Origin of the sequence: Hymenobacter piscis, assembly GCF_018760735.1 — a bacterium.
Taxonomy (GTDB): Bacteria; Bacteroidota; Bacteroidia; order Cytophagales; family Hymenobacteraceae; genus Hymenobacter; species Hymenobacter piscis.
The window spans coordinates 152,248-175,155 of sequence record NZ_JAHHZN010000007.1 but is presented as its reverse complement, the minus strand read 5'-3'; the positions used below and the strand labels follow the sequence as shown (position 1 = coordinate 175,155).

At 60.8% G+C, this 22,908-nt stretch carries 23 protein-coding genes and 1 pseudogene; 10 read left to right on the top strand and 14 right to left on the bottom strand.

The genetic code is table 11. From position 1 onward, the window contains the following. Window positions 1-84: 84 nt before the first annotated feature. The 7 genes from KLP40_RS09940 to KLP40_RS09910 all read right to left on the bottom strand — a co-directional run bounded on the left by KLP40_RS09940 (window position 85) and on the right by KLP40_RS09910 (window position 6,221). Complete coding sequence (locus tag KLP40_RS09940) at window positions 85-1,086, bottom strand: 2Fe-2S iron-sulfur cluster-binding protein (protein ID WP_044000927.1); 1,002 nt, start codon at window positions 1,084-1,086, stop codon at window positions 85-87. A 119-nt stretch (window positions 1,087-1,205) separates the two neighbouring features. Further along, on the bottom strand, window positions 1,206-2,546 hold the full coding sequence (gene nuoF / locus KLP40_RS09935; protein WP_215593620.1) for an NADH-quinone oxidoreductase subunit NuoF: 1,341 nt from the start codon (window positions 2,544-2,546) through the stop codon (window positions 1,206-1,208). Between the two features lie 20 nt (window positions 2,547-2,566). Then, window positions 2,567-3,136, bottom strand: a complete 570-nt coding sequence (locus tag KLP40_RS09930; protein WP_215593619.1) for an NADH-quinone oxidoreductase subunit NuoE family protein — start codon at window positions 3,134-3,136, stop codon at window positions 2,567-2,569. Window positions 3,137-3,158: 22 nt separating this feature from the next. After that, the gene (locus KLP40_RS09925; protein ID WP_246558748.1) at window positions 3,159-4,427 is read right to left on the bottom strand and encodes an NADH-quinone oxidoreductase subunit D; all 1,269 of its coding nucleotides are present in this window, start codon (window positions 4,425-4,427) and stop codon (window positions 3,159-3,161) included. A 102-nt stretch (window positions 4,428-4,529) separates the two neighbouring features. Then, on the bottom strand, window positions 4,530-5,093 hold the full coding sequence (locus KLP40_RS09920; protein ID WP_231569784.1) for an NADH-quinone oxidoreductase subunit C: 564 nt from the start codon (window positions 5,091-5,093) through the stop codon (window positions 4,530-4,532). Between the two features lie 99 nt (window positions 5,094-5,192). Then, the gene (locus tag KLP40_RS09915; protein WP_044000931.1) at window positions 5,193-5,747 is read right to left on the bottom strand and encodes an NADH-quinone oxidoreductase subunit B; all 555 of its coding nucleotides are present in this window, start codon (window positions 5,745-5,747) and stop codon (window positions 5,193-5,195) included. A gap of 81 nt (window positions 5,748-5,828) precedes the next feature. Then, on the bottom strand, window positions 5,829-6,221 hold the full coding sequence (locus KLP40_RS09910; protein WP_044014256.1) for an NADH-quinone oxidoreductase subunit A: 393 nt from the start codon (window positions 6,219-6,221) through the stop codon (window positions 5,829-5,831). Between the two features lie 132 nt (window positions 6,222-6,353). Between KLP40_RS09910 and KLP40_RS09905 the strand changes: the two genes are divergently transcribed. Then, complete coding sequence (locus tag KLP40_RS09905) at window positions 6,354-6,953, top strand: Uma2 family endonuclease (protein ID WP_215593618.1); 600 nt, start codon at window positions 6,354-6,356, stop codon at window positions 6,951-6,953. A gap of 13 nt (window positions 6,954-6,966) precedes the next feature. Beyond that, window positions 6,967-7,572 (top strand): Uma2 family endonuclease, encoded by a 606-nt coding sequence (locus KLP40_RS09900; RefSeq protein ID WP_215593617.1) that lies wholly within the window; start codon window positions 6,967-6,969, stop codon window positions 7,570-7,572. A gap of 66 nt (window positions 7,573-7,638) precedes the next feature. Here KLP40_RS09900 and KLP40_RS21640 read toward each other — a convergent pair. Together KLP40_RS21640 and KLP40_RS09890 are read right to left on the bottom strand one after the other, a co-directional pair. After that, window positions 7,639-7,815: pseudogene (locus KLP40_RS21640) on the bottom strand (L-glutamate gamma-semialdehyde dehydrogenase); the annotation flags it as partial. Beyond that, window positions 7,816-10,224 carry a TonB-dependent receptor domain-containing protein gene (locus KLP40_RS09890; protein WP_246558747.1) on the bottom strand — a complete coding sequence of 803 codons (2,409 nt, stop codon included), beginning with the start codon at window positions 10,222-10,224 and terminating at the stop codon, window positions 7,816-7,818. A gap of 205 nt (window positions 10,225-10,429) precedes the next feature. On the opposite strand from KLP40_RS09890, the gene KLP40_RS09880 reads away from it, so the two are divergent. After that, window positions 10,430-11,530 (top strand): sensor histidine kinase, encoded by a 1,101-nt coding sequence (locus tag KLP40_RS09880; RefSeq protein ID WP_215593616.1) that lies wholly within the window; start codon window positions 10,430-10,432, stop codon window positions 11,528-11,530. Between the two features lie 46 nt (window positions 11,531-11,576). Further along, window positions 11,577-12,287, top strand: a complete 711-nt coding sequence (locus tag KLP40_RS09875) for a LytR/AlgR family response regulator transcription factor (protein ID WP_215593615.1) — start codon at window positions 11,577-11,579, stop codon at window positions 12,285-12,287. Window positions 12,288-12,370: 83 nt separating this feature from the next. Here KLP40_RS09875 and pruA read toward each other — a convergent pair whose 3' ends face one another. From pruA to KLP40_RS09850, 5 genes are all read right to left on the bottom strand, one after another. Further along, a complete protein-coding gene (pruA, locus tag KLP40_RS09870; RefSeq protein ID WP_215593614.1) occupies window positions 12,371-14,035 on the bottom strand; it encodes an L-glutamate gamma-semialdehyde dehydrogenase in 1,665 nt (554 codons plus the stop codon). Between the two features lie 182 nt (window positions 14,036-14,217). Then, on the bottom strand, window positions 14,218-14,766 hold the full coding sequence (locus KLP40_RS09865) for a nucleoside/nucleotide kinase family protein (RefSeq protein ID WP_215593613.1): 549 nt from the start codon (window positions 14,764-14,766) through the stop codon (window positions 14,218-14,220). 103 nt (window positions 14,767-14,869) lie between these two features. Then, window positions 14,870-15,562, bottom strand: a complete 693-nt coding sequence (locus KLP40_RS09860) for a YjjG family noncanonical pyrimidine nucleotidase (protein WP_215593612.1) — start codon at window positions 15,560-15,562, stop codon at window positions 14,870-14,872. 146 nt (window positions 15,563-15,708) lie between these two features. Further along, window positions 15,709-16,026 (bottom strand): (2Fe-2S) ferredoxin domain-containing protein, encoded by a 318-nt coding sequence (locus KLP40_RS09855; protein WP_215593611.1) that lies wholly within the window; start codon window positions 16,024-16,026, stop codon window positions 15,709-15,711. 106 nt (window positions 16,027-16,132) lie between these two features. Then, a complete protein-coding gene (locus tag KLP40_RS09850) occupies window positions 16,133-16,525 on the bottom strand; it encodes an ArsR/SmtB family transcription factor (RefSeq protein ID WP_215593610.1) in 393 nt (130 codons plus the stop codon). A gap of 133 nt (window positions 16,526-16,658) precedes the next feature. On the opposite strand from KLP40_RS09850, the gene KLP40_RS09845 reads away from it, so the two are divergent. The 6 genes from KLP40_RS09845 (at window position 16,659) to ureC (ending at window position 22,851) form a co-directional block, all read left to right on the top strand. Next, window positions 16,659-17,327 (top strand): carboxypeptidase-like regulatory domain-containing protein, encoded by a 669-nt coding sequence (locus KLP40_RS09845; RefSeq protein ID WP_215593609.1) that lies wholly within the window; start codon window positions 16,659-16,661, stop codon window positions 17,325-17,327. A 260-nt stretch (window positions 17,328-17,587) separates the two neighbouring features. Continuing rightward, complete coding sequence (locus KLP40_RS09840) at window positions 17,588-18,970, top strand: NAD(P)/FAD-dependent oxidoreductase (RefSeq protein ID WP_215593608.1); 1,383 nt, start codon at window positions 17,588-17,590, stop codon at window positions 18,968-18,970. 142 nt (window positions 18,971-19,112) lie between these two features. After that, complete coding sequence (locus KLP40_RS09835) at window positions 19,113-19,838, top strand: urease accessory protein (RefSeq protein WP_215593607.1); 726 nt, start codon at window positions 19,113-19,115, stop codon at window positions 19,836-19,838. Between the two features lie 105 nt (window positions 19,839-19,943). Next, complete coding sequence (locus tag KLP40_RS09830) at window positions 19,944-20,642, top strand: urease subunit beta (protein ID WP_215593606.1); 699 nt, start codon at window positions 19,944-19,946, stop codon at window positions 20,640-20,642. A gap of 53 nt (window positions 20,643-20,695) precedes the next feature. Further along, the gene (locus KLP40_RS09825; RefSeq protein WP_215593605.1) at window positions 20,696-21,121 is read left to right on the top strand and encodes a hypothetical protein; all 426 of its coding nucleotides are present in this window, start codon (window positions 20,696-20,698) and stop codon (window positions 21,119-21,121) included. A gap of 14 nt (window positions 21,122-21,135) precedes the next feature. Continuing rightward, window positions 21,136-22,851, top strand: coding sequence for an urease subunit alpha (ureC, locus tag KLP40_RS09820; RefSeq protein ID WP_215593604.1), 1,716 nt, complete (start codon window positions 21,136-21,138; stop codon window positions 22,849-22,851). The last annotated feature ends 57 nt before the right edge of the window (window positions 22,852-22,908 follow it).

Here is a 22,908-nt window from a genome sequence, read left to right as displayed (position 1 = left end):
TAGTTGTCAGTTGTTGGTTGTCAGTTGTTAGTGCAGGCTGCCTTCTTTATTCAAGACTGACAACCGGCAACTAACAACCAACAACTAGTTACCTAATTTCAGCGGTGGGTTCTTCTGCAGGTCGCGCTGGGTGCTTTCGGGCAGGTCGGCTACTACCGATTGGTTGAGGACCGGCAGCTCGTAGTGGTTGGCCGAAATAACCGAAGAACGGTCGATGTGGGCGGGGCCCTCGATGGTCCAGTCGGAAGTTTCCTTTTTCTCGAAGCGGCACTCGTTGCAGATCCACTCCTTCACCTCGCCATACTGATCCTTGCGGGCCGTGGTGCGCAGCACGTCGTTGCCTTTGTACCAGAGCACCACATTGCCGGAGCACTTGGGGCAGTCACGGTGGGCGTTTACGGGCTTCGTGAACCACACGCGCGACTTGAAGCGGAACGTCTTATCGGTGAGGGCGCCTACCGGGCACACGTCAATCACGTTGCCGGAGAAGTCATTGTCGATGATGTTCTCGATGTAGGTGCCGATTTCGGCGGCGTCGCCGCGGCCCAGCACGCCGTGCACGCGGTTGTCGGTAATCTGGTTGGCCGTGTACACGCAGCGGTAGCACAGGATGCAGCGCGTCATGTGCAGCTGAATCAGCGGGCCAATGTCGATTTTCTCGAAGGTGCGACGCTCTTCCTGGTAGCGGGTGGTGCTCACGCCGTGCTCGAAGGCGAAGTTCTGCAGATCACACTCGCCGGCCTGGTCGCACACGGGGCAATCCAGGGGGTGGTTGATGAGCAGCATCTCCACGATGCCCTTGCGCACGTCCAGCACCTGCGGGTTGGTGGTGTTTTCCACCACCATACCGTCCTGCACCGGCGTTACGCACGAGGCCACCAGCTTGGGCATGGGGCGCGGGTCCTTGGCCGAGCCGGCCGCCACGCGAACGAGGCAGGCGCGGCACTTACCGCCCGAGCCTTTCAGCGGGGTGTAGTAGCACATGGCCGGGGGCACAATGCTGCCGCCAATCTGGCGGGCCGCATTCAGGATGGTGGTTCCGTCCGGAACTTCCACCTCGATGCCGTCGAAAGTAATTTTAGCCATTATCGAAAATCGTCTGTCATGCAGAGCGGAGCGAAGCATCTCGCGTGCTGACGTTGTGGTACTATTGATTACTACACGAGCGAGATGCTTCGGCTGCGCCTCAGCATGACGTTCTGTTATTACACCAGTACACCGTTTGCCCGGTACACCGCGCCGGGCTGGGCGGCTTCCTTAGCGTGGGTCACGTGCCACTCAAACTCGTGGCGGAAGTGGCGCACGGCGGCGGCTACGGGCCAGGCGGCGGCTTCACCGAGGGGGCAGATGGTGTTGCCCTCGATTTGCTTGGCCACGCTCACCAGCAGGTCGATGTCCTCCATGTGGCCGTGGCCGTGCTCGAGGCGGTGCAGCACCTTCTCCATCCAACCCGTACCCTCACGGCAGGGCGAGCATTGCCCGCACGACTCGTGGTGGTAGAAGCGCGAGAAGTTCCAAGTGTTGCGCACGATGCAGGTCGTCTCGTCCATGGCAATGAAGCCACCCGAGCCCAGCATAGTACCCGTCACAAAGCCCCCGTCGCTGAGCGACTCGTAGGTCATCAGGCGGTTTTCGCCGGCGGCGGTTTTTAGGATGAGCTCCTTGGGCAGAATCGGCACGGACGAACCGCCGGCTACTACGGCCTTCAGGTCGCGGCCTTTCCAGATGCCGCCGCAATACTCATCGGAGTAGATGAATTCCTCGACGGGCAGACCCAGCTCGATTTCGTAGATGCCGGGCTTGTTGAGGTGGCCGCAGGCTGAAATCAGCTTGGTGCCAGTGCTCCGGCCCACGCCAATTTTGGCGTACTCGTCGCCGCCCTCGTTCACAATCACCGGCACAGCAGCAATGGATTCCACGTTGTTTACCACCGTGGGGCGGGCGTAGAGGCCCTGCACAGCCGGGAATGGCGGCTTATTGCGCGGGTTGCCACGCTTGCCTTCCAACGATTCCAGCAGGGCGGTTTCCTCGCCGCAGATGTAAGCGCCGCCGCCGGGGTGCACGTGCAGGTCCAGGTCGTAGCCCGAGCCCAGGATGTTCTTGCCCAGGAAACCGGCCGCGTAGGCCTCGGCAATGGCTTTTTCCAGGATGCGCAGCACGTACAACAACTCGCCGCGGATGTAGATGTACGAGGTGTTGGCGCCCAGCGCGTACGAGCTCGTAATCATACCTTCGATGAGCAGGTGGGGCAGCTTCGACATCAGCTGGCGGTCCTTGAAGGTGCCCGGTTCCGATTCGTCGGCGTTGCAGACCAGGTAGCGCGGCACGCCCTCGGGCTTGGCCAAAAAGCTCCACTTCATGCCCGTGGGGAAGCCTGCGCCGCCGCGGCCCCGCAGGCCCGACTTCTTCACTTCTTCCACCACCTCATCGGGCGTCATCGTTTTCAGGGCCTTCTCCACCGAGCGGTAGCCGCCGTGTTTGCGGTACACCTCCAGGGTGTCAATGCCTTCAACGTTAATATGTTCGGTCAGCAGTTTGCGTCCCATAGGTTCAGAGCTGAAAGACGTTAGTTGTTGGCCACTGCGTTCGGGAGGCCGTTTTCTTCCCAGGGCAGGGCGGGGCGGTGCACTTGGTTGCGCAGCTCCGTGAGCATGGCGTCCACGGCTTCCGGGGTATCAAGCTGCTCGTAGTATTTCTCGCGTACCTGCACGATGGGAGCAAAGCCGCAGGCAGCCAGGCACTCCACTTCCTTCAGGGTGAACAGACCATCTTCAGAGGCCGGACCGCCTACTTTGGCGCCCGTGATGCGCTCCAAGTGAGCCGTTAGCTCATCGGAGCCGCGCAGCATGCAGGGGCCCGTGCGGCAGATTTCCAGTACGTGCTTGCCGACTGGCTTGAGGTTGAACATGGTGTAGAACGACGACACCTCGTACACCTCAATTGGCTTCACGCCCAGCACTTCGGCCACCAGATCCTGCACTTCGGGGCTTACCCAGCCGCCAAATTCGGCCTGGGCAATGTGCAGTACCGGCAGCATGGCCGATTTGCGGCGCTCCTCCGGGTATTGCTTGCAGATGCGCGCAATTTCAGCCTGGGCGGCTTCGGAGAATTGCGGCTTGGTAGCAGTCGATTCCATATTAGTTGTATTCAGCAAAAAACTACGCGTCGAGCTCCCCGGCAATGACGTTCATCGACGACAGCGTCACGATGGCGTCGGAGAGGGTCTGGCCCACCACCATTTCGGTATAGGCCTGGTAGTAGATGAAGCAGGGCCGGCGGAAGTGCAGGCGGTAAGGCGTGCGGCCGCCGTCGGACACGAGGTAGAAACCCAACTCGCCGTTGCCACCTTCCACTGAGTGGTAGACCTCGCCCACGGGAGCATCAATCTCGCCCATCACAATCTTGAAGTGATAGATGAGGGCCTCCATATTCTGGTACACGGCCTGCTTGGGCGGCAGGTAGAAGTGCGGCGCATCGGCGTGGTACGGACCTGCGGGCAGGTTTTCCAGCGCCTGCGTGATGATGCGCAGGCTCTGCCAGATTTCCTCGTTACGCACCATGAACCGGTCGTAGGTGTCGCCCTTGGTGCCCACCGGAATTTCGAACTCGAAGTCCTGGTAGCTGGAGTAGGGGTTCATCACCCGCACGTCGTAATCGACGCCGGCGGCGCGCAGGTTGGGGCCGGTGAAACCGTAGTTGAGGGCGCGTTCGGCCGAGATGCCGCCCACGTCCACCACGCGGTCCATGAAGATGCGGTTGCGGTTGAACATCTTCTCGAACTCGGCCATCACGGCCGGGAAGGTCTTCAGCCAGGCGCGTAGCTTGGCAATGGCCACGTCGGAGAAGTCACGCTCCATGCCGCCCACGCGGCCCATGTTGGTGGTGAGGCGGGCGCCGCTTACTTCTTCGTAGATTTCGTACACCTTCTCCCGCTCATCCATGAGGTAGAGGAAGCCGGTGAAAGCGCCCGTATCCACGCCCAGAATGCCGTTGCAGATCAGGTGGTCGGTGATGCGGGCCAGCTCCATCAGGATAACCCGAATGTACTGGGCGCGCTTCGGAACTTCCACGCCCAGCAGCTTTTCCACCGTCATGTGCCAGCCCATGTTATTGATGGGCGACGAACAGTAGTTCATGCGGTCCGTCAGGGGCGTAATCTGGTAGAAGGGCCGGCGCTCGGCAATCTTCTCGAAAGCCCGGTGGATATAGCCGATGGTGGGCACGCCGGAAATGATCCGCTCCCCATCCATCTGCAGAATATTCTGGAAGATGCCGTGGGTAGCGGGGTGCGTGGGACCCAGGTTCAGCGTGGTGAGCTCCTGGTTGAAGTCGTTGACGGTCGGGGCCAGCGGGTTCAGCCGCGGCTCCTGCTCCCGGGCCGACTCAATGATTTTATGGGTGCCTTCCAGCGTGTCGTTTACTGCCATTCTAGTAGTGAGTAGGAAGTATTGAGTAGTGAGTAAGGGCGAAAAGATGGAAAGCAGTTCGGAGTACTAGGTACTCAATACTCTCTACTCGGTACTAACAGGTTAGCGGCCAAAGAACAGGTCGGTTTTGTCTTCGCGGGTGCCGTCTTCCAGGGCGTACTCCTTGCGCATGGGGTGGTAGTCCATGTCCTCCACGTTGAGGATGCGCATGAGGTTGGGATGACCGGGGAAGATAATACCGTAGAAGTCGAAAGCCTCGCGCTCCATCCAGTTGGCGGTAGCGTAGAGGTCGGTCAGGGTCGGGGCAACCGGGTCGGCAATCGGGAAGAAGATCTTCAGACGCAACCGGATGTTCTGGGTGAGGCTGTGCAGGTGGTACACCATGCCCAGCTCCTGGCCGGGCCGGTCGGGGAAGTGCATGCCGCACATCGTGGTCAGGAAGTTGAGCTGCAGCTCCTCGTCCTTCTGCAGGCCTTCAATGATGTCGTGAATCCGCTCCCGGGTGGTGGTGGCGGTCAGCAGGCCGTAGGGCTCCTCCACGTCGGTGAAGGCGTCGGCCCCGAACAGGCGGTGCAGCAGAGCCAGCAGCTGCGCGTTTTTCTGCGCGGCCGGGTCCTGGGCGGCAGCCTGTTCCTGAGCCGGGATGGATTCGTTCTGGTCAGCCATGTTTTTGAGAAGCTAGGAGCTAGAAGTTAGGAGCTGGAATATTGATGAGCGAAGCCAGAAGCTCAGAACGAATTCTAACTCCTAGCTCCTGTCTCCTAACTACTTGATGTTGTACGACGCCAGCAGCGCCTGATACTCGGGCGAGTTGCGGCGGCGGAAGGATTCGTTCTTGGCCAGGTCCTGGATGCGCATCAGGCCGTCGAGCACCTGCTCGGGGCGGGGTGGGCAGCCGGGCACGTACACGTCCACCGGGATGATCCGGTCGATGCCCTGAAGCACGGAGTAGGTGTCGAAGATGCCGCCCGAGGAGGCGCAGGCACCCATGGCCAGCACCCAACGGGGCTCGGCCATCTGCTCGTACACCTGCTTCACGATGGGGGCCATCTTCTTGGCGATGGTACCCATCACCATCAGCAGGTCGGCCTGCCGGGGCGAGAAGCTGGGGCGCTCCGAGCCGAAGCGGGAGATGTCGTAGCGGGAGCCCATGGTAGCCATGAACTCGATACCGCAGCAGGAGGTGGCGAAGGGCAGCGGCCAGAGTGAGTTGGCGCGGGCAATGCCCACCACTTTTTCCAGCGAGGTAGCGAAGAAGCCGGCGCCTTCGAGGCCGTCGGGCGCGTCTACCGTTTTGATTTCAGGAACTCGGGTATCCATGAGAGCAAGTCAGATTTGGGAAGCGGCGACGCTTCAGAAAGGCAACATCCGGCCAGGGCCAAAGGTTGCCGCCACTAGGGCTTAACGGGCTTCGTTCCAGCGCAGAACGCCTTTTTTAATCACGTAGGCGAAGCCGGCCATCAGCAAAGCCAGGAACACCAGCATCTGGTAGAAACCGGTGGTGCCCAACTGGCGGAAGTTCACGGCCCAGGGGTACATGAAGATAACTTCCACGTCGAAAAGCACGAATAGGATAGCCGTGAGGAAGTATTTCACCGAAATCGGGGTGCGGGCGTTGCCCACCGACTCGATGCCGCACTCGAAGGCTTCATCCTTCACCACGCTCTTGCGGCGCGGGCCCAGCAGGTGGGACGTAATCATGGCGAAGGCCACGAAGGCCACGGCCAGCACAAACTGCACCACGATGGGCAGGAAATCCTGGGGCTGATATTGGGTCGGAACGGCGAGAAGCATAGGCTGCGACAAATAAACGCCGCGTAGAAACGGCATGGGAGGCAAAGGTAGGACCTAGCCGGTTGGGAACAAAGGTGAAATAGGAGGGTAGGGGAAAGGCGTATATTTGGTGAACACCAAGCCCTATTGCCTGTGGAAACCGCTCTAGCTACCCCACACCGTTATACTGTAGAAGAATACTTCGCCCTGGAGGAAGTATCGGAGGTACGACACCTTTATTACCGGGGCGAAATCTTCGCTATGTCGGGTGGCCTCGGGTTTCACAACATTGTGAAGCAAAACTGCGTGATGAGTCTACGCAATGCGCTGCGTGGCAAAGGCTGCCGGGTGTATGCCGAGAACATCCGGCTGGCCGTGCGTGAAGGGGAATTATACACGTACCCGGACGTGATGGTGACCTGCCATCCCGACGACTCACCAGATAAAATAATGATGCATCACCCGGTGCTTATTATCGAAGTGCTGTCGCCGGGAACGGAAAGCCACGACCGAATCTGGAAGTTCAGCCGCTACACACAACTGGCCTCGTTGCAGCACTACCTGCTGGTATCAGCCGATAAGTGGCTGGTGGAGTGGTATCGGCGGGAGCCGTCGGGCGTGTGGTCGTTCACCCCGTTGGCCGGCCAGGACGAGGCGGTGACGATTCCGGAGCTGGGCATTACGCTGCCATTGGCTGAGCTGTATACGGAACTGGACATAAAGCCAGAATTGGACAAGCCACGCAGTAACTAACCGACAACCGCACATGGAACCGGCCGCATTACCCACTCAGTATACTGTAGAAGAATACCTGAAGCTGGAAGAAAGCTCAGAAATCCGCCACGAATTTTACCGCGGCGAGATATTCGCCATGTCGGGGGCTTCACTCAGCCATAACCGTATTATTCGTAATGGTGCCACCTCTACACAGCGCTTACTGAATGACGGGGCGTGTGAAGTATTTCTCGACGGTGCGCAGCTAAAGATAGATGCTACTTGCTTCCTCTACCCCGACCTGACTATCTCCTGCCATCCGGACGACCTCGCTGCCGACCGGATTCTGGCGCACCCCAGCGTGGTTTTCGAAGTGCTTTCCCCCAGCAGCGCCGATTACGACCGCACGAGTAAGCTGCGGCTGTACCAGCAGCTCCCCAGCCTCCGCCATTACGTGCTGGTGCGTCAGGATTATTGCTGGGTGGAATGTCTCACGCGGCAACCCCAATCAGCGGGGGCGGAAAACGAGTGGACGCTACAAGTGTACGATAAGCTCAGCGACGAACTCCATCTTTCAGCCTTGTCTATTCGGGTGCCGTTGACCGAGCTGTATGCCCGCGTGAAGCTGGAACAGCCGCCCCAGATACGACTCCGATAGCACCAATAAGAAGGCCGCCCTGGAATTCCAGAGCGGCCTTTTTATTTCTAAAAACCGAACAACGGCCTACAGACCTTTGTCCCGGTTCAAGTCCTCCTTAGGCTCGGAGCCCAGGAAGGGGTAGCGGTAATCCGTGACGGGCACGAAGGTTTCCTTGATGGCGCGCGGCGACACCCAGCGGAGCAGGTTCAGCAGGGAGCCGGCCTTGTCGTTGGTGCCGGAGGCGCGGGCCCCGCCGCAGGGCTACCGGCCCACGCGGCCTTCCTCCTCCTGGCTGCCAGCGCTGCGCTGGCTGCGGGTTTTGCCGCTACCCAGCTTGGTGGTGAAGGCAAGCGATACCCGGCGGCTTTCCCACTGATTGGTCCAGGTCTGGTTGACGTTGTTGTAGCGCAAGTCGCTGCGGAAGCGGTTGGTGGCGAATACGTCGCTCACGCGCAAACTCAGGCTGGCTTTTTCGGCCCAGAGCTGCTTTTTCAGGCCTAGGTTGCACTGCCCCGCCGAGCGGGTATAGAACAGCCCCATTACCGAGGGAGAATTATAGTAGCCGCCTATCAGCAGCGTGTACTGCCGGGGCAGCGTAAACGTGTGGTCGGAGCTAACCGACCAGCCGAAGCGGGCCAGGCGTACGTTTTGGCCTTCGAGCTGGGTGGTGACTACGTTGTAGCTACCCGTGAGCTCATTGTCCATGCCCCACCACTTATTTAGGGTGCTGTGGCCGCCGGAGCTGAGTGTGAACGTAGTGGCCTGGCCCAGGTTGCGGGGCATGGTGGTCGATACTTTGGTCTGGTCGTTTTGGGTGACCACCTCGTTCATGGCATTGGTTTCGCGCAGGTAGCTCAGGCTCAGAACCTGGAAATCCTTGTGGATATAATTCATGACCAATGACTGGGAGAGCGAGGGTGCCAGAAATGGATTACCCCGGAAGGCTGTGTAGAAGTCGGTGTAGCGCAGGAAAGGGTTAAGGTCCTGGTACGAGGGGCGGCTGATGCGGCGGCTGATGGAGGCACTGAGCTGGTTGTTATCGTCCAGCTTATAGGCGGCAAACGCACTCGGAAACAGCTGGAAATAGCGCCGCTCCACGCGCTGGCCGGTGGTGGGCGAGTTGCCGGTTGACTGGGTCAGCTCACCCCGCAGGCCGCCTTTCAGCTCCAGCTTGCCCAGCGTAGTGCTCAGCGTAACGTAGCCGGCACTGATGTGCTCGTCGTACCAAAACGAGTTGGTGCGCAGCGTATCGAGCAGCCACTGCTGGCCGGCCAGATGGTCGAACTGAATGGCGCTGCGTGAGGTAACCCAGCTGGTTTTGGCCCCGGTTTCGGCCCGCCACCGGGTGCCCGCGAAAGGGTGGACGTAGTCGATTTTGGCGGCCCGGATAGTGGTGCCCGACGAGTTGGCGCTCCGCAGCTGCCCGGCATCCTGGCCCGTACCCTCGTTTTCCTGCGCAAATGTCAGGTTGCGGAACTGCTGCTCCTTGGCACTGGTATAGCGCACGTAATCGGCGTCGGCGCTCAGCTCGCGGCCCGTGCTGTCGATGGCCCAACGGTAGTTGAGGTTGAACGCCCGCGACGCGCCGCGGTCGTTCTGGGGGTTGAAAAGCTGGCGGCGCTCCACGAAACGGCCGGCCGCATCGGTGGTAACTGAGTTAGCGGTGCTCAGGGCGGTAGTCTGGTCGCCGCTCCCGCGCAGCTGCAGGCCCAGGCTATGGCGGGTGTTCAGAGCCACATCGGCCCCGGTGGCGTAGTTGCCACTGTAGGTGAGGGGCCGCCAGTAGTTTTCCTGACTAAATACGGTGTCGCGGATGATGCGGCGCATGGTGAGGCGGTTGAACGAGTTGTAGCGGCCCCCGTCGAGGCGGGCGAACAGACGTACTTTGCCCACGTTGTAGGCCAAGTTGGTGCCGGCCCAGCCTTTCTCGAAGCGCCCGTAACCACCGCCCACGTTGAACGTGCCGCTCAGGCCCGGCAGCTGGTTGCGCTTGAGGCGGATGTTGAGCACCCCGGCCGTGCCGGCTGCGTCCATGGAAGCGGGTGGGTTGGGCAGCAACTCAATCTGGCTGATGGCCGAAGCCGGCAGCGACTTCAGGTAATTCTTGAGCACCTCGCCCGACATGTACGTGAGCTTGCCGTCGATGAGTACGTTGATGCCGGTGCTGCCCCGGTACACGATATTTTCGTCCTTGTCGAGCCGGATGCCGGGGGCCTGCTGTAGTACTTCCAGGGCGTTGGTGCCGGCCGTATTCAGGCGGGCCACGTTGATAACGGTGCGGTCGGCGTGCTGCTCCAGCCGGGGCGGCAGACCGGTTACAACTACTTCGTCCAGCGCGGTAGTGCCCGCCGCCAGCCGGAGCGTTGGTACCGTTACGGACTGGCCGGCAGCTACCGCGAAGGCGGCGCTCCGGGCCGAGCGGTAGCTGATCAGTAGCGCCTTTACACAGTAAGTGCCTGGCCGCACGCTGGCAAAGGTGTAGCTGCCCTGCTCGGTGGTGGCCAACGAGGCCGTTATGGTTGAGTCGGGCAGGTGCAGCAGCACGGCGGTGGCGAAGCTGAGCGGCTGGTTCCGGGTATCGGTTACGCGGCCCGTAACGGATGTGGCGGTTTGGGCGGTGGCGAGGCCGGAGAGCAGCAGTAGCGGGAGCAGCAGGGAAGCGGAGCGCATCGGAAAGCAGATGTGGTGGCAGAGTGGTCCAAAGGTGAACTCCTCATCCGGCCGCTGAAAAAAGATTATTCCACTTCCCGAAAACCCGTTGTCAGTGCCCCCAATGCCGGTTTTTCGGTCTCACATTCCAAATCAGGGCAGTGACATAAAAAAGTAGCGGCCCTGGCGGCAGCCGCGTAGTTTTGACGCCTAACCTGCTGCACTTATGGCTCCTTTCCGGCTCCCGACTATCCCCACGGTTTACTGGCACATCCTGGGCTGGCTGCTTTATGGCGGTTACGATTTGCTGGGGCTCCTTATCGGGCGCAATTCGCCCACTCCCGTGGCCGTCTGGCTCACGGGGTCGATGCTGTTGATCCGCATCCTGGAATTTTACCTGTGCTACTTCATCGTGTACCCGCACCTGCTCCAGCCAAGCCGCGGCTGGCGGCTGGCGGGGGCTCTGCTGGGGGTAATAGCCCTGTTTATCGGGGTGCGGGCGCTGATTGAGGAAGTCCTATTTCCGGCCGTGCTGGGCTTTCATAACTACTCGCCCGATACCAAGGCCTGGTACTACATCCTGGATAACGGGTATTTTGCTATGCCCATGCTCATTATCAGCGCTGCGCTATGGGCCGGGCGGGCTACGCTGCTGCGGGAGCGCGAAAACCAACTGTTGCGGGGCGAAAAGCGGGCAGCTGAAGTGGCGTTTCTCAAAACCCAGATCAACCCGCACTTCCTTTACAACACGCTCAACATGCTTTACGGCTTGGCCTACCCCGTGGCCAAACCCGTAGCCAGCGCCATTCTGAAGCTCTCGGACCTGATGCGCTACATGCTCCGCGACACCCCCGACGGCCAGGTGCCGCTCACCGAGGAAATCGACTACCTGCATAACTACCTCGACCTGTACCGCCTCCGGTTCGCCGACCAGTTTCACGTGCAGTTTCAGCTCACCGGCGACCCCGCCGGCCACCGCATCGCCCCGCTGCTGCTCATCCCGTTCGTAGAAAACGCCCTCAAACACGGTACCCTCGACGACCCCGCCCACCCCGTCCGCATCCACCTGACGCTAAGCGCCGGCCACCTGGATTTTGAAGTTCGTAACCTCCCCCTTGACCCTGCCGACCACAAGGATGCTACTACCGGCGTGGGCCTGCCCAACCTGCGGCGGCGGCTGGCACTGCTCTACCCCGGCCGCCACACGTTGCGGGTACAGGCCGACGAAGAAGAGTTTGTTACTTTCCTGCAACTTGCCCAGCCAAGCGAGGTGGGCCGGGCTGGTAGCGTGCATATTGCCGCAATACCACACTTACTGCCCGCTTAGCTGCTGCTGAGAAACGCAGCCTTACTTTTTCTCAATCCACACCTCTATGATTCGTTGCCTGGTTGTTGACGACGAAGCCCCGGCCCTGGCTATTCTGGCCGATTATATCAGCCAAGTACCCTTCCTGACGCTGGTAGGGACTACCACCAAGCCTATTGAAGCCCTGACGCTGGTGCAGCAGGGCGCGGTGGATCTGGTGTTTCTCGATATTCAGATGCCGCGGCTCACGGGCCTGCAGTTCCTCAAGCTGGCGGGCAACAAGTGCCGGGTCATCCTCACCACGGCCTACCCTGAGTACGCCCTCGAAGGCTACGAGAACGACGTGGTAGATTACCTGCTCAAGCCCGTGTCGTTTGAGCGCTTTTTCAAGGCGGCGCAGAAAGCCTTGGCTCTGCTGCCAGCCCCTCCGGCCCCGCTGTCCTTGGCTGCGCCGCCGCCCGCCGCCCTGGGCCACATGTTTGTGAAGGGCGAAAGCAAGAACAAGTTTCTACGGGTGGAGTACGCCGATATTCTCTATATCGAAGGCCTGAGCAACTACGTAGCCATCCACCTGCCCGGACTGCGGTTGGTGACCTACCACACGCTCAAGGACTTGGCCGAAACCTTACCCCAGCCGCCGTTTCTGCGGGTACACAAGTCCTATATCGTGTCGCTGAGCAAAATCCGCATGGTCGATGGCAACACCATTTACATCGGTGAAAAGGAAATTCCGGTCAGCGAGACCTACCGTGAGCAGCTCTACCAACTCATCCGCTGAGCCGCAAGGTCCGCCCCGAAGCACGGCAAAAAGGCCGCCCTGGAATCCCGGAGCGGCCTTTTTGTTCCTCAAAACCAAACGGCCTACAGGCCCTTATCCCTGTTCAGATCCTCCGCAGGCTCGGAGCCCAGGAAGGGGTAGCGGTAATCCGTGACAGGCACGAAGGTTTCCTTGATGGCGCGCGGCGACACCCAGCGGAGCAGGTTCAGCATGGAGCCGGCCTTGTCGTTGGTGCCGGAGGCGCGGGCGCCGCCGAAGGGCTGCTGGCCGACTACCGCGCCGGTGGGCTTGTCGTTGATGTAGAAGTTGCCGGCCGCGTGCACCAGCTTCTTCGAGGCGTGGTCGATGGCGTAGCGGTCCTGGGAGAAGATGGCACCAGTGAGGGCGTAGGGCGAGGTCGTGTCTACCAGTTCCAGCACTTCGTCGAACTTGTCGGCGTCGTAGATGTGCACGGTGAGCACGGGGCCGAACAGCTCCTCGCACATGGTCACGTACTTGGGGTCCTTGGTCACGATGACGGTGGGCTCGATGAAGTAGCCCTTCGACTTGTCGTAGCCGCCGCCGGCCACGATTTCGGCGTTGGCATCGGCCTTGGCCCCGTCGATGTACTTGGCCAGCTTATCGAAGGACTTCTCGTCGATAACGGCGTTAATGAAGTTGGAGAAGTCCTCAACGTCGCCCATCCGGAACGAGGCCAGATCTTCCTTCACGTAGCCCAGGATTTCGTCGGCGAGGTTCGAGGGCAGGTACACCCGCGAGGCGGCCGAGCACTTCTGGCCCTGGTACTCAAACGCGCCCCGGCTGATGCCCACGGCCACGGCCTTGGCGTGCGCCGAGGGGTGGGCCAGGATGAAGTCCTTGCCGCCGGTTTCGCCCACGATGCGCGGGTAGCTCTTGTAGTTGTTGATGTTCTCGCCGATGGTCTTCCAGATGTTCTGGAACACGCCGGTGGAGCCGGTGAAGTGGATGCCGGCAAAGTCGCGGTGCTTGAAGATGACCTCACCAGCGGTGGGACCGTCCACGTACACCAGGTTGATAACGCCGTCGGGCACACCGGCTTCCTTGAACAGTTCCATCAGCACCTGGGCCGAGTAGATCTGGGTGTTGGCGGGCTTCCACACCACCACGTTGCCCATCATGGCCACCGAGGCGGGCAGGTTGGCGGCAATGGAGGTGAAGTTGAAGGGCGTGAGGGCAAACACGAAGCCTTCCAGCGGGCGGTGCTCCAGGCGGTTCCACATACCGGGCAGGCTCTCGGGCTGCTGCTGGTAGATCTGCTGCATGAAGTGCACGTTGAACCGGAAAAAGTCAATCAGCTCACAGGCCGCGTCGATTTCGGCCTGGAAGGCGTTCTTGCTCTGGCCCAGCATGGTGGCCGCGTTGAGGCGCGCCCGGTAAGGGCCGGCCAGCAGGTCGGCGGCCTTCAGGAAGATGGCGGCGCGGTGCTCCCAGGGCATTTCGGCCCACAGCGGGCGGGCGGCCAGGGCCGCGTCGATGGCCTGCGCTACGTGCGAGGCGTCGCCTTCGTGGAACTGGCCCAGCACGTGCTGGTGGTCATGGGGTGGGGTGATATTCTGCTTCTTGCCGGTGCGGATTTCCTCTCCGCCGATGTGCATCGGAATGTCGCGCTGCTGCTGCTTAAGCTCCTTAAGGGTCTTGAGCAGCTCAAGGCGCTCCGGCGAGTTGGGCGCGTAGCCCTTCACGGGCTCGTTGATCGGGGTCGGGACGTTGAAAAAGCCGTTGGCCATAAGGAAGTGCTGGTTTGGGGTGATGGGTGGTGGGGAAGGGCAAAGGTAATCGGAATGGGGAAGTGCTACGCCTGTCATCCTGAGCTTGCGAAGGACCTTGCCACGCTTAGCACGAGGCGTAGCAACGATGGTCGTGCTAGCGTGGTAAGATCCTTCGCAAGCTCAGGATGACTGGGGCAAGCCTACAGCCGCGCCAGCAGCGCCCGCACCTGCCGTTCCAGGTCCAGGACGGAGCCGGTGTTGTGGAGGGTGAGGTCGAAGTGGGGGTAGTGGTCGAGGGCGGTTTCGGAGGGGTGGTCGTCGTCGCGGGTGCCGTCGCCGCGCTGGTGGAGCGGGTCGCCCTCCACGCGCACCATCAGGCCGCCGCGGCTGCGGATGAGGTCGGCCTCATTGGGGAAGCGCACGTCCGGAATCAGGGTGTGCTGCTCGGCCGGCAGCTGGGAGAAGAACGCCTGCACCCAGATATCGGGCTCCCAGAGGCGCAGGGCCAGGCCGATCTGCTGGAGCATTTCGCCGCGGGTGCGGCCGAACGTCGGCAGCAGCTCGGCCTTGCCCTGCTGGGAGAAATACGGGGCCGTGCCCTCGCCGGCCAGCGCCGCGCACACGGCCTTGATAGGCTCGCCCACGGAGCGAATGTGCCAGCGCTGCTGGGGTTGCAACTGCTGAATCAGGCGGGCTGCCGTGTCTTTCCCACTGCCGCGCCGCCCCGAAAAACCAAGTAAGCGAATCATCCGGCAAAGGTAAGGGCTTGTCATTCCTCTAACGCCTGTCGTCCTGAGCATGTCGCTTGATGCGCGACATGCTCAGGACGACAGACATTGTGAGGACGGCTGCTTACAAAATCTCTTTCAGTTCGCTCAGGCAGCTGATTTCGTAGGTTACCTGGTTGAAGTGGCGACGCTTTTCGGGGTTGAAGTACACCTGGTCGAGGCCGGCGTTGTAGGCGCCCAGCACGTCGCACTCCAGATTGTCGCCCACCATCAGGCTCTCGGCGGCCACGGCGCCGGTGCGCTCCAGGGCGTGCGCGAAAATGCGCGGGTCGGGCTTGAGGTGGCCGCAGCACTCCGACGTGATAATTTCCTGGAAATAAGGCAGCAGATTCGAGGCCTGGAGCTTAAGGTGCTGAATGTCGCGGAAGCCGTTGGTGATGAGGTGGAGCGCGTAACCCTGGTCGCGCAGGTAATCGAGCACCTCGTGGGTGTAGGGGAAGACGGCCGTTTTGTGGGGCAACAGATTGGTGAATTCTTCCGAGAGCGTGGGCGGCGAATCGGCCTCCGTCAGGCCAAGCTTCAGGAAGGTGCGCGGGAAGCGGGTAGCGCGCAGCTGCTGCTGGTTGATTTTGCCGCCCTGGTACAGCCGCCACAGGCCGTGGTTGATGTCGGAATACTCCTTGATGAACTTCTCCACCGACACCCCGTGCCGGCTGATGTTGTGCTCCGCGAACAGGTGGCGCAGGGTTTCATCGGCGTTGGTTTCAAAGTCCCAGAGCGTGTGGTCGAGGTCGAAGAAGAGGTGGCGGTATTTCACTGGTAATGCGTGAGGAGTTAAAAGGAGAAATTGTAGCAGAACGTCATGCTGAGCTGGCCGAAGCATCTCGCGTGCTGACGCCTGATTACTACTGCAACGTCAGCACGCGAGATGCTTCGGCCAGCTCAGCATGACGTTCAGGGGAGTCAGTCAAGCCGCAGCCGCGCTACCACCCGGCCCTGGCCCAGGTGCTCGTGCACGATGTCGGCCGCGTCGCGGGGGCGGACGTTGCCGTAGGCCGTGCCTTCGGGGTAGATGAGCAGGGCCGCGCCGTCGCCTTTTTTGCACTGCTTGCACAGGTCGAGACAACTGCAGGTCTGCACCCGTACTTTGCGCTTCTCGCCATCGAGCAGCCGCTTTTTCAGGCCCTGCTTCTTCAGCTCCGTTTTCAGGGCCCGGGCCACGTCGCGGCCGACTTCGTTCTTCTGGGCCGCGCACACAAACAGGCGCGTCATGTTCTCCACAGTATAGTTGGGTTGAGTAGTGAGTATCGGGTATTGAGACAAAGGCACTGTAGTAAAGGCGAAGCCGTGCATTATGAGACGCTTCTCCTTACTCACTACCAACTACTCAGTACGATGAACCGTGCCAGCGGCGACTCTGGAGCTTATACGCGGCCAGCTCCCGGTTCGACCAGAGGGTCTGGTAAATTTTCTGGTCGTGCGCGAGCTGGGGGTCGCGCTCCATGTAGCCCAGCAGCTGCTGCAGAAAGTCCAGGGCTTCGTCCTTGATGAAGTAGAATACCCAGTTGTCGAGGCGGCGGAAGCTGACGAGGCCCGCATTTTTTAGGTACGCTAGTTGCCGGGAGGTTTTGGTCTGGGTGAAATCCAGAATCTGCTCCAGGTCGGAGATGCACATTTCCTGGTTGCGCCAGAGCAGATGCAGGATGCGCACCCGGCTCTCGTCGCCGAGGGCTTTGAATACTTGCTGGCCGAATGCAACGGTAAAGTGTTTGAGACGCATCTTTAGGCAAAAGCAGGAAGGGGAGCCCGAAATCAGGCGGGCGGGCCCCGAATTTAGGGTAAACCCGGCAGCCACCCCCGAAAGTGCCGTATCTTTGTCGTTCGTAATGGCTTGTATGTTCTCCGTGGCTCAAATGCGTATCTCTTTTTTCTCCGCCGGGCTGTTCCTGCTGCTGGCCCTGCTGCTGCCCGGCCAGAGTCGGGCGCAGGGCCAGCGTCCGGTGGTGCAGTTCACGGGCATCGTGGCTTCCGGCGACTCGCTGCTGGGCGTGCCCGGGGCGGCCATCTTCGTGCCCAAGGCCGGCCGCGGCACCACTACCAACGAGTACGGCTACTTCTCGCTGCCCATTCTGGCCGGCGACAGTATCGTGATTCGCAGCCTGGGCTACCGCAACCAGTACGTCATCGTGCCCGAAAACTACCCGCGCCAGAGCTATTCCGTTATCGTGCAGCTCAAGGAAGACGCCACGGTGCTGCCCGAAGTGCGCATCTTTCCTTACGCCACCGAGCGGGCCTTCAAGGAGGCCTTCCTGGCCATGAAGGTGCCCACCGAGAAGGACCGCACCCCTGCCGACAAGCTCAACGAGCAGGTCATGCGCCGCATGTTCAATAACCTGCCCGTCACCAGCATGGGCAACTACCGCCAGACCCTGCAAAACCAGCAGTACGACCAGCAACGCCGCATGGGCGTCGCGCCCAATCCGGCTACCAACAACCCCCTGCTCAATCCCTTCAGCTGGCTCCAGCTCATCAAGCAGGTCAAGGATGGCGAATTCAAGAAGAAGGAAGGCGTAGATTATTGAGTTGAATGGCTGAACTGTCATTGCGAGCAGTGCGAAGCAAACCTTTCTTTTCGAGGCACAAACTCTTGATTCACTTAAAAGCCCTTGGCGTCCGCACGTCAGGGGCTTTGTGCTTCTTCGGGGCGGGGCGCTCTGTGAAGGACGGATTGCTTCGCGCTGCTCGCAATGACAATTCAACCCTTCACCCATCCAACCGTCCAGCCATCCAACCATCCTGTCCTATATTCAGTACAGCCACTGTTTGACCTTCCGATTTTGCTATGGATACCAACCTGCCGCGTACTTCCCAACCTCGTATTGTAATTATCGGCTGCGGCTTTGCCGGCCTGCGCCTGGCCAAAGACCTGGCTGACGCGCCCGTGCAGGTGGTGGTGATTGACCGCAACAACTATCACAACTTCCAGCCCCTGCTCTACCAGGTCGCTACCGGGGCCTTGGAGGCCGACAGCATTGCCTACCCGATCCGCAAGATTTTTGCCGGCCAGCCCAACTTCTTCTACCGCATGGCCGACGTGCAGCGGGTAGACCCGGCCACCAACACGCTCACCACCAACATCGGCGACATCCGCTACGACCACCTGGTGGTGGCTACCGGCTCGCTCACCAACTTCTTCGGCCTCACCAGCATCGAGCAGAACGCCATGCAGATCAAGAGCGTGCCCAACGCCCTGAACCTGCGCAGCTACCTGTTTCAGAACTTCGAGAAGGCCATTCTCACCGAAGACCCGGCCCAGCGCCAGGCCCTGATGAACGTGGTGGTAGTGGGCGGCGGCCCCACCGGCGTGGAAATCTGCGGCTCCCTGGCCGAGATGCGCAAGGACGTGCTGCCCAAGGACTACCCCGAGCTCGACCTCAAGCAGATGGAAATCTACCTCGTCGAATCGGGCGGGGAGGTGCTGGGCCCCATGAGCAAGGACTCGCAGGTGCAGGCCAAGCGCTACCTGGAGGAAATGGGCATTCACGTGCGCCTCAACACCCAGGCCAAGCACTTCGACGACGGCAAGCTGTACTACTCCGACACCGAGTTCATCCGCACCGAAAACCTAATCTGGGCGGCCGGCGTGAACGGGGCGGCGCTGGAAGGCTTGCCCGAAGCCGCCGTGGCCCGCAACAAGCGCGTGAACGTGGACACGGTGAACCGGGTGGTGGGCTTCCAGAACGTGTACGCCATCGGCGACGTGGCCAACATGGTCACCGACGAGATGCCGCGCGGCTACCCCATGCTGGCCCCCGTGGCCATCCAGCAGGCCGAGCAGCTGGCCGACAACTTCCAGCGGCTGCTGCGCGGCGAAACCCTCCGGCCGTTCAAGTACACCAACAAGGGCAGCATGGCCATTGTGGGCCGCAACCGCGCCGTGGTGGATTTGCCCGGCAACAAGCACTTCGGCGGTTTCTTCGGGTGGCTTACCTGGCTGTTTGTGCACCTGATGACGCTGGTGGGCTTCCGCAACAAGGTGGTCACGCTGGTGGGTTGGGCCATCAGCTACTTCAGCTCCGATAAGGCCCTGCGCCTCATCATCCGGCCCTACAAGCGCAACGACTTCAAATCGGACAAGGGCCTGGCCACGGCCATCCACAACGCCGCCACGCCCGAGTACAACCCCGCCGTGCCCGCCCCCGATGCCGCCGTAGTAGGTGGGTAGTATCCGGAAGGTGATTTGCTGAAAACTGATAGCCCTGCTCTGGTAGCAGGGTTATTTTTTTGGGGTGTTTGAAGAAAATCGTGTAGATTTTCCGGAGTAAGGCTTAGATTACTACCCTCAACCTCCTGATGCGCCTGTTTTCATGCAAGAGGCCCTGCCGCTTTCCTTCGCCTTGCTGGCCGGCACCGGACACGCCTTTGAGGCCGACCACCTCATTGCCGTGAGCACCCTGGTAGCCCGCCACGACCACCGCCGCGACGCCGTGCGCGAGGGGCTGTTCTGGGGCCTGGGCCACACCACCACCCTAGTGGTGTTCGGGGGCGCGCTGCTGCTGAGCCGCTCCCTCGTCACCCATACCAACTACTTCGAGGCCGCCGTGGGCGCGCTGCTGCTGGTGCTGGGCCTGAGCCGCCTCACCGATAAAAGCTACTACCAAACCGCCCCGCCGCGCTACCGCCGGGGCACGGCCTACGCCGTGGGCCTCGTGCACGGGCTGGCCGGCAGCGGGGCGCTGGTGCTGCTGCTGATGGGTAGTCTGCGCTCCGCCTGGCTGGGCGTGGCCTATCTGGTGCTGTTCGGGCTGGGCTCGGTGGTGGGTATGCTGGGCGCCACCGGCCTGATGAGCGTGCCCTTTACCCAACGCATGCGCTTCAGCCGTAACCTGCGCGCCGGCCTGGTCATCGTCTCGGCCCTGCTCAGCATCGGGTACGGCGGGTGGATGGTATATGGAAATTTATTTAGAACTGAGAGCTTAGAACTGAGAACTGAGAGTAGTTCCGGTAACAGAGTAAGGCCAGAACGATGTAGAGACGCGACCCTTCGCGTCTCGTCGTTGAACGGCTCGTGTTATGCAGCCTGCAAACCATAGCCAGCCGCGCATAAGCCGTTCAACGCGGAGACGCGAAGGGTCGCGTCTCTACATCGTTCTACGAAAGCTTCTTTCTTCTCATTTCTAAGTTCTCACTTCTCTACCATGCACCTCTCTCCAAAAGACCTCGATAAGCTGGTGCTGCACCAGGCCGGCGTGGTGGCCCAGAAACGCTACGCCCGGGGTCTGGCCCTGAACTACCCCGAGGCGGTGGCGCTGCTGGCTACCCAGCTGCTGGAGTTTATCCGCGACGGGGAGTCGGTGGCGGTGCTGATGGATAAGGGCAAGCAGATTCTGGGGCTGCAGGATGTGCTGCCGGGCGTGGCCGCGCTGGTGGCCGAGGTGCAGGTGGAAGGCACCTTCCCGGATGGCACCAAACTCGTGACGGTGCATCACCCCATCTGCCGCGAAACCGGCTCCGCCGAGCTGGCCCTCCACGGCTCCGGCCTCGTGCGCGCCCCGCGCCCCGCTGCTGCCCCGCCCGCAACCACTCCGCCCGCGCCCGGCGAGTACCAACTGGCCGCCGAAGACCTGCACCTCAACGAAGGCCGCGAAACCCTGACCCTCGACATACTCAACCGCGGCGACCGGCCCATCCAGGTCGGCTCGCACTACCCGTTCTTCGAAACCAACGCCGCCCTCGACTTCGCCCGCGCCGCCGCCCGCGGCTTCCGCCTCCACATCCCCGCCGGTACCGCCGTCCGCTTCGAGCCCGGCGAGCGGAAAACCGTAACGCTGGTGGCGCTGGCCGGGGAAAGAATCGTGTACGGCGGCAACGCGCGGATTAATGGGAAAGTGGATTGAGTGATTTTTTCAAGTTTTTAGCCTTTTTTGTTTTCAAATAGATGTAATATCAGATGAAATATTATTTAGTTTTAATTGTGTTGATGGTCGGTATGAATGAGTGCTTAGGGCAAAATAATGTCATTTATACTGGCCCTTCCTTTGTGGGGTGTAGATCATTAAAAGATACAGTTGTTGCTCATTTACTGATTGATAAATTGACTGGGGTAAGATATATTCTTGATGATGATTTCATTCATGTCAAGGCCGTAGATAAGAATGGGGTATTGTTGTGGAAGATAGATCCTTTTATAGATAATAAATTGGAGGTATATAGAATAAAAAGGCCTTTGATAATTTATTTTTCATTCGGTTTATCTGGATTTAATAAGTGCGAGGAAACTAAGGGAAAAGCGATTATTAAGATAATATATAACAGTAAGCAGTTTGGCGAAATAGACAAAGTAACAGGAGCCTTTTCATTTGTGGGTCAAGATTAATTCAGTTTAGTACCATGTCCCTTCCCATCTCACGGCGTGCGTACGCCGATATGTACGGCCCTACCACCGGCGACCGGGTGCGGCTGGGTGATACCGACCTCGTGATTGAGGTGGAGCACGACTTCTGCGTGTACGGCGAGGAATGCAAGTTCGGGGGCGGCAAGGTGCTGCGCGACGGGATGGGCCAGGCTGCCGGCATTTCCCAGGCGGAGGCCCTGGACCTGCTCATCACCAACGCCCTCGTGCTCGACTACACCGGCATCTATAAGGCCGACATCGGGGTGAAGAACGGGCGCATTGCGGGCATCGGGAAGGCCGGCAACCCGCACATTATGCCGGGCGTGACGCCGGGCCTGACGGTAGGCGTAACCACCGAAGTGGTGGCGGGGGAGGGGCTCATCCTCACGGCCGGCGGCATCGACTGCCACATTCACTTCATCTGCCCCCAGCAGATTGATGAGGCCCTGGCCGCCGGGCTCACCACCATGCTGGGCGGCGGCACAGGGCCATCGGCGGGCACCAGTGCTACTACCTGCACGCCGGGGGCATTCTACATCGAGATGATGCTGAAGGCCACCGATGCGTTTCCGCTCAACTTCGGCTTTCTGGGCAAGGGCAACACATCCCGGCCCGAGGGCCTGCGCGAGCAATTGGAAGCCGGGGCCCTGGGCTTCAAGCTGCACGAGGACTGGGGCACCACGCCCGCCACCATCGATACCTGCCTGCAGGTGGCCGAGGAGTACGACGTGCAGGTGTGCATCCATACCGATACGCTCAACGAAAGCGGCTTCGTGGAAAACTCGGTGGGCGCGTTCAAGGGCCGCACCATCCACAGCTACCACACCGAGGGCGCGGGCGGCGGCCACGCCCCCGATATCATCAAAATCTGCGGCGAGCCGAACGTCATTCCCTCGTCCACGAACCCCACCCGGCCCTTCACCAAGAACACCATCGACGAGCACCTCGACATGCTCATGGTCTGCCACCACCTCGACCGCAACATCCCCGAGGACGTGGCCTTTGCCGAAAGCCGCATCCGGGGCGAAACCATTGCCGCCGAGGACGTGCTGCACGATCTGGGCGCGCTCAGCATCATCAGCTCCGACTCGCAGGCCATGGGCCGGGTGGGCGAGGTGGTGACGCGCACCTGGCAAACGGCCCACAAGATGCGCCAGCAGCGTGGCCTGCTGCCCGAAGACGCCGCCCGCGGCTGCGACAACTTCCGGGCCCGGCGCTACGTGGCCAAGTACACCATCAACCCCGCCCGCGCCCACGGTTTCTCGGAGCACATCGGCTCCGTGGAGCTGGGCAAGCTGGCCGACCTGGTGCTCTGGAAACCCGCCTTCTTCGGCTCCCGGCCCGAAATGGTGCTAAAAGGCGGCGTTATCGTGCGCAGCCAGATGGGCGACGCCAACGCCTCCATTCCCACGCCCCAGCCCTCGTTTTCGCGGCCCATGTTCGGGGCTTTCGGCGGGGCGGTGGGTCCCACGTCGCTGGCCTTCGTGTCGGGGGCTTCGGTGGAGCACGTGCGCGCCTCATACGGCCTGAACAAGCAGGTAGTAGCTGTGCAGGGCTGCCGCACGGTGCAGAAAAAGGACATGGCCCTCAACGATTACCTGCCCAACATCGAAGTAGACCCCGAAACCTACCGCGTCACCGTGGACGGCGTCCACCTCACCTGCGAACCGGTGGACACATTGCCCCTGACGCAGCTGTATAATCTGTTTTAATAGAGAAGTTAGAACTGAGAGCTGAGAACTAAGACAGGCTTACCACATAACAAGCCG

Coding starts and splice junctions, on each gene's coding strand:
- KLP40_RS09940 (WP_044000927.1), bottom strand. CDS start 1,086: ATGGCTAAAATTACTTTCGACGGCATCGAGGTGGAAGTTCCGGACGGA.
- nuoF (WP_215593620.1), bottom strand. CDS start 2,546: ATGGGACGCAAACTGCTGACCGAACATATTAACGTTGAAGGCATTGAC.
- KLP40_RS09930 (WP_215593619.1), bottom strand. CDS start 3,136: ATGGAATCGACTGCTACCAAGCCGCAATTCTCCGAAGCCGCCCAGGCT.
- KLP40_RS09925 (WP_246558748.1), bottom strand. CDS start 4,427: ATGGCAGTAAACGACACGCTGGAAGGCACCCATAAAATCATTGAGTCG.
- KLP40_RS09920 (WP_231569784.1), bottom strand. CDS start 5,093: ATGGCTGACCAGAACGAATCCATCCCGGCTCAGGAACAGGCTGCCGCC.
- KLP40_RS09915 (WP_044000931.1), bottom strand. CDS start 5,747: ATGGATACCCGAGTTCCTGAAATCAAAACGGTAGACGCGCCCGACGGC.
- KLP40_RS09910 (WP_044014256.1), bottom strand. CDS start 6,221: ATGCTTCTCGCCGTTCCGACCCAATATCAGCCCCAGGATTTCCTGCCC.
- KLP40_RS09900 (WP_215593617.1), top strand. CDS start 6,967: ATGGAACCGGCCGCATTACCCACTCAGTATACTGTAGAAGAATACCTG.
- KLP40_RS09890 (WP_246558747.1), bottom strand. CDS start 10,224: ATGCGCTCCGCTTCCCTGCTGCTCCCGCTACTGCTGCTCTCCGGCCTC.
- KLP40_RS09880 (WP_215593616.1), top strand. CDS start 10,430: ATGGCTCCTTTCCGGCTCCCGACTATCCCCACGGTTTACTGGCACATC.
- KLP40_RS09875 (WP_215593615.1), top strand. CDS start 11,577: ATGATTCGTTGCCTGGTTGTTGACGACGAAGCCCCGGCCCTGGCTATT.
- pruA (WP_215593614.1), bottom strand. CDS start 14,035: ATGGCCAACGGCTTTTTCAACGTCCCGACCCCGATCAACGAGCCCGTG.
- KLP40_RS09865 (WP_215593613.1), bottom strand. CDS start 14,766: ATGATTCGCTTACTTGGTTTTTCGGGGCGGCGCGGCAGTGGGAAAGAC.
- KLP40_RS09850 (WP_215593610.1), bottom strand. CDS start 16,525: ATGCGTCTCAAACACTTTACCGTTGCATTCGGCCAGCAAGTATTCAAA.
- KLP40_RS09845 (WP_215593609.1), top strand. CDS start 16,659: ATGCGTATCTCTTTTTTCTCCGCCGGGCTGTTCCTGCTGCTGGCCCTG.
- KLP40_RS09840 (WP_215593608.1), top strand. CDS start 17,588: ATGGATACCAACCTGCCGCGTACTTCCCAACCTCGTATTGTAATTATC.
- KLP40_RS09835 (WP_215593607.1), top strand. CDS start 19,113: ATGCAAGAGGCCCTGCCGCTTTCCTTCGCCTTGCTGGCCGGCACCGGA.
- KLP40_RS09830 (WP_215593606.1), top strand. CDS start 19,944: ATGCACCTCTCTCCAAAAGACCTCGATAAGCTGGTGCTGCACCAGGCC.
- KLP40_RS09825 (WP_215593605.1), top strand. CDS start 20,696: ATGAAATATTATTTAGTTTTAATTGTGTTGATGGTCGGTATGAATGAG.
- ureC (WP_215593604.1), top strand. CDS start 21,136: ATGTCCCTTCCCATCTCACGGCGTGCGTACGCCGATATGTACGGCCCT.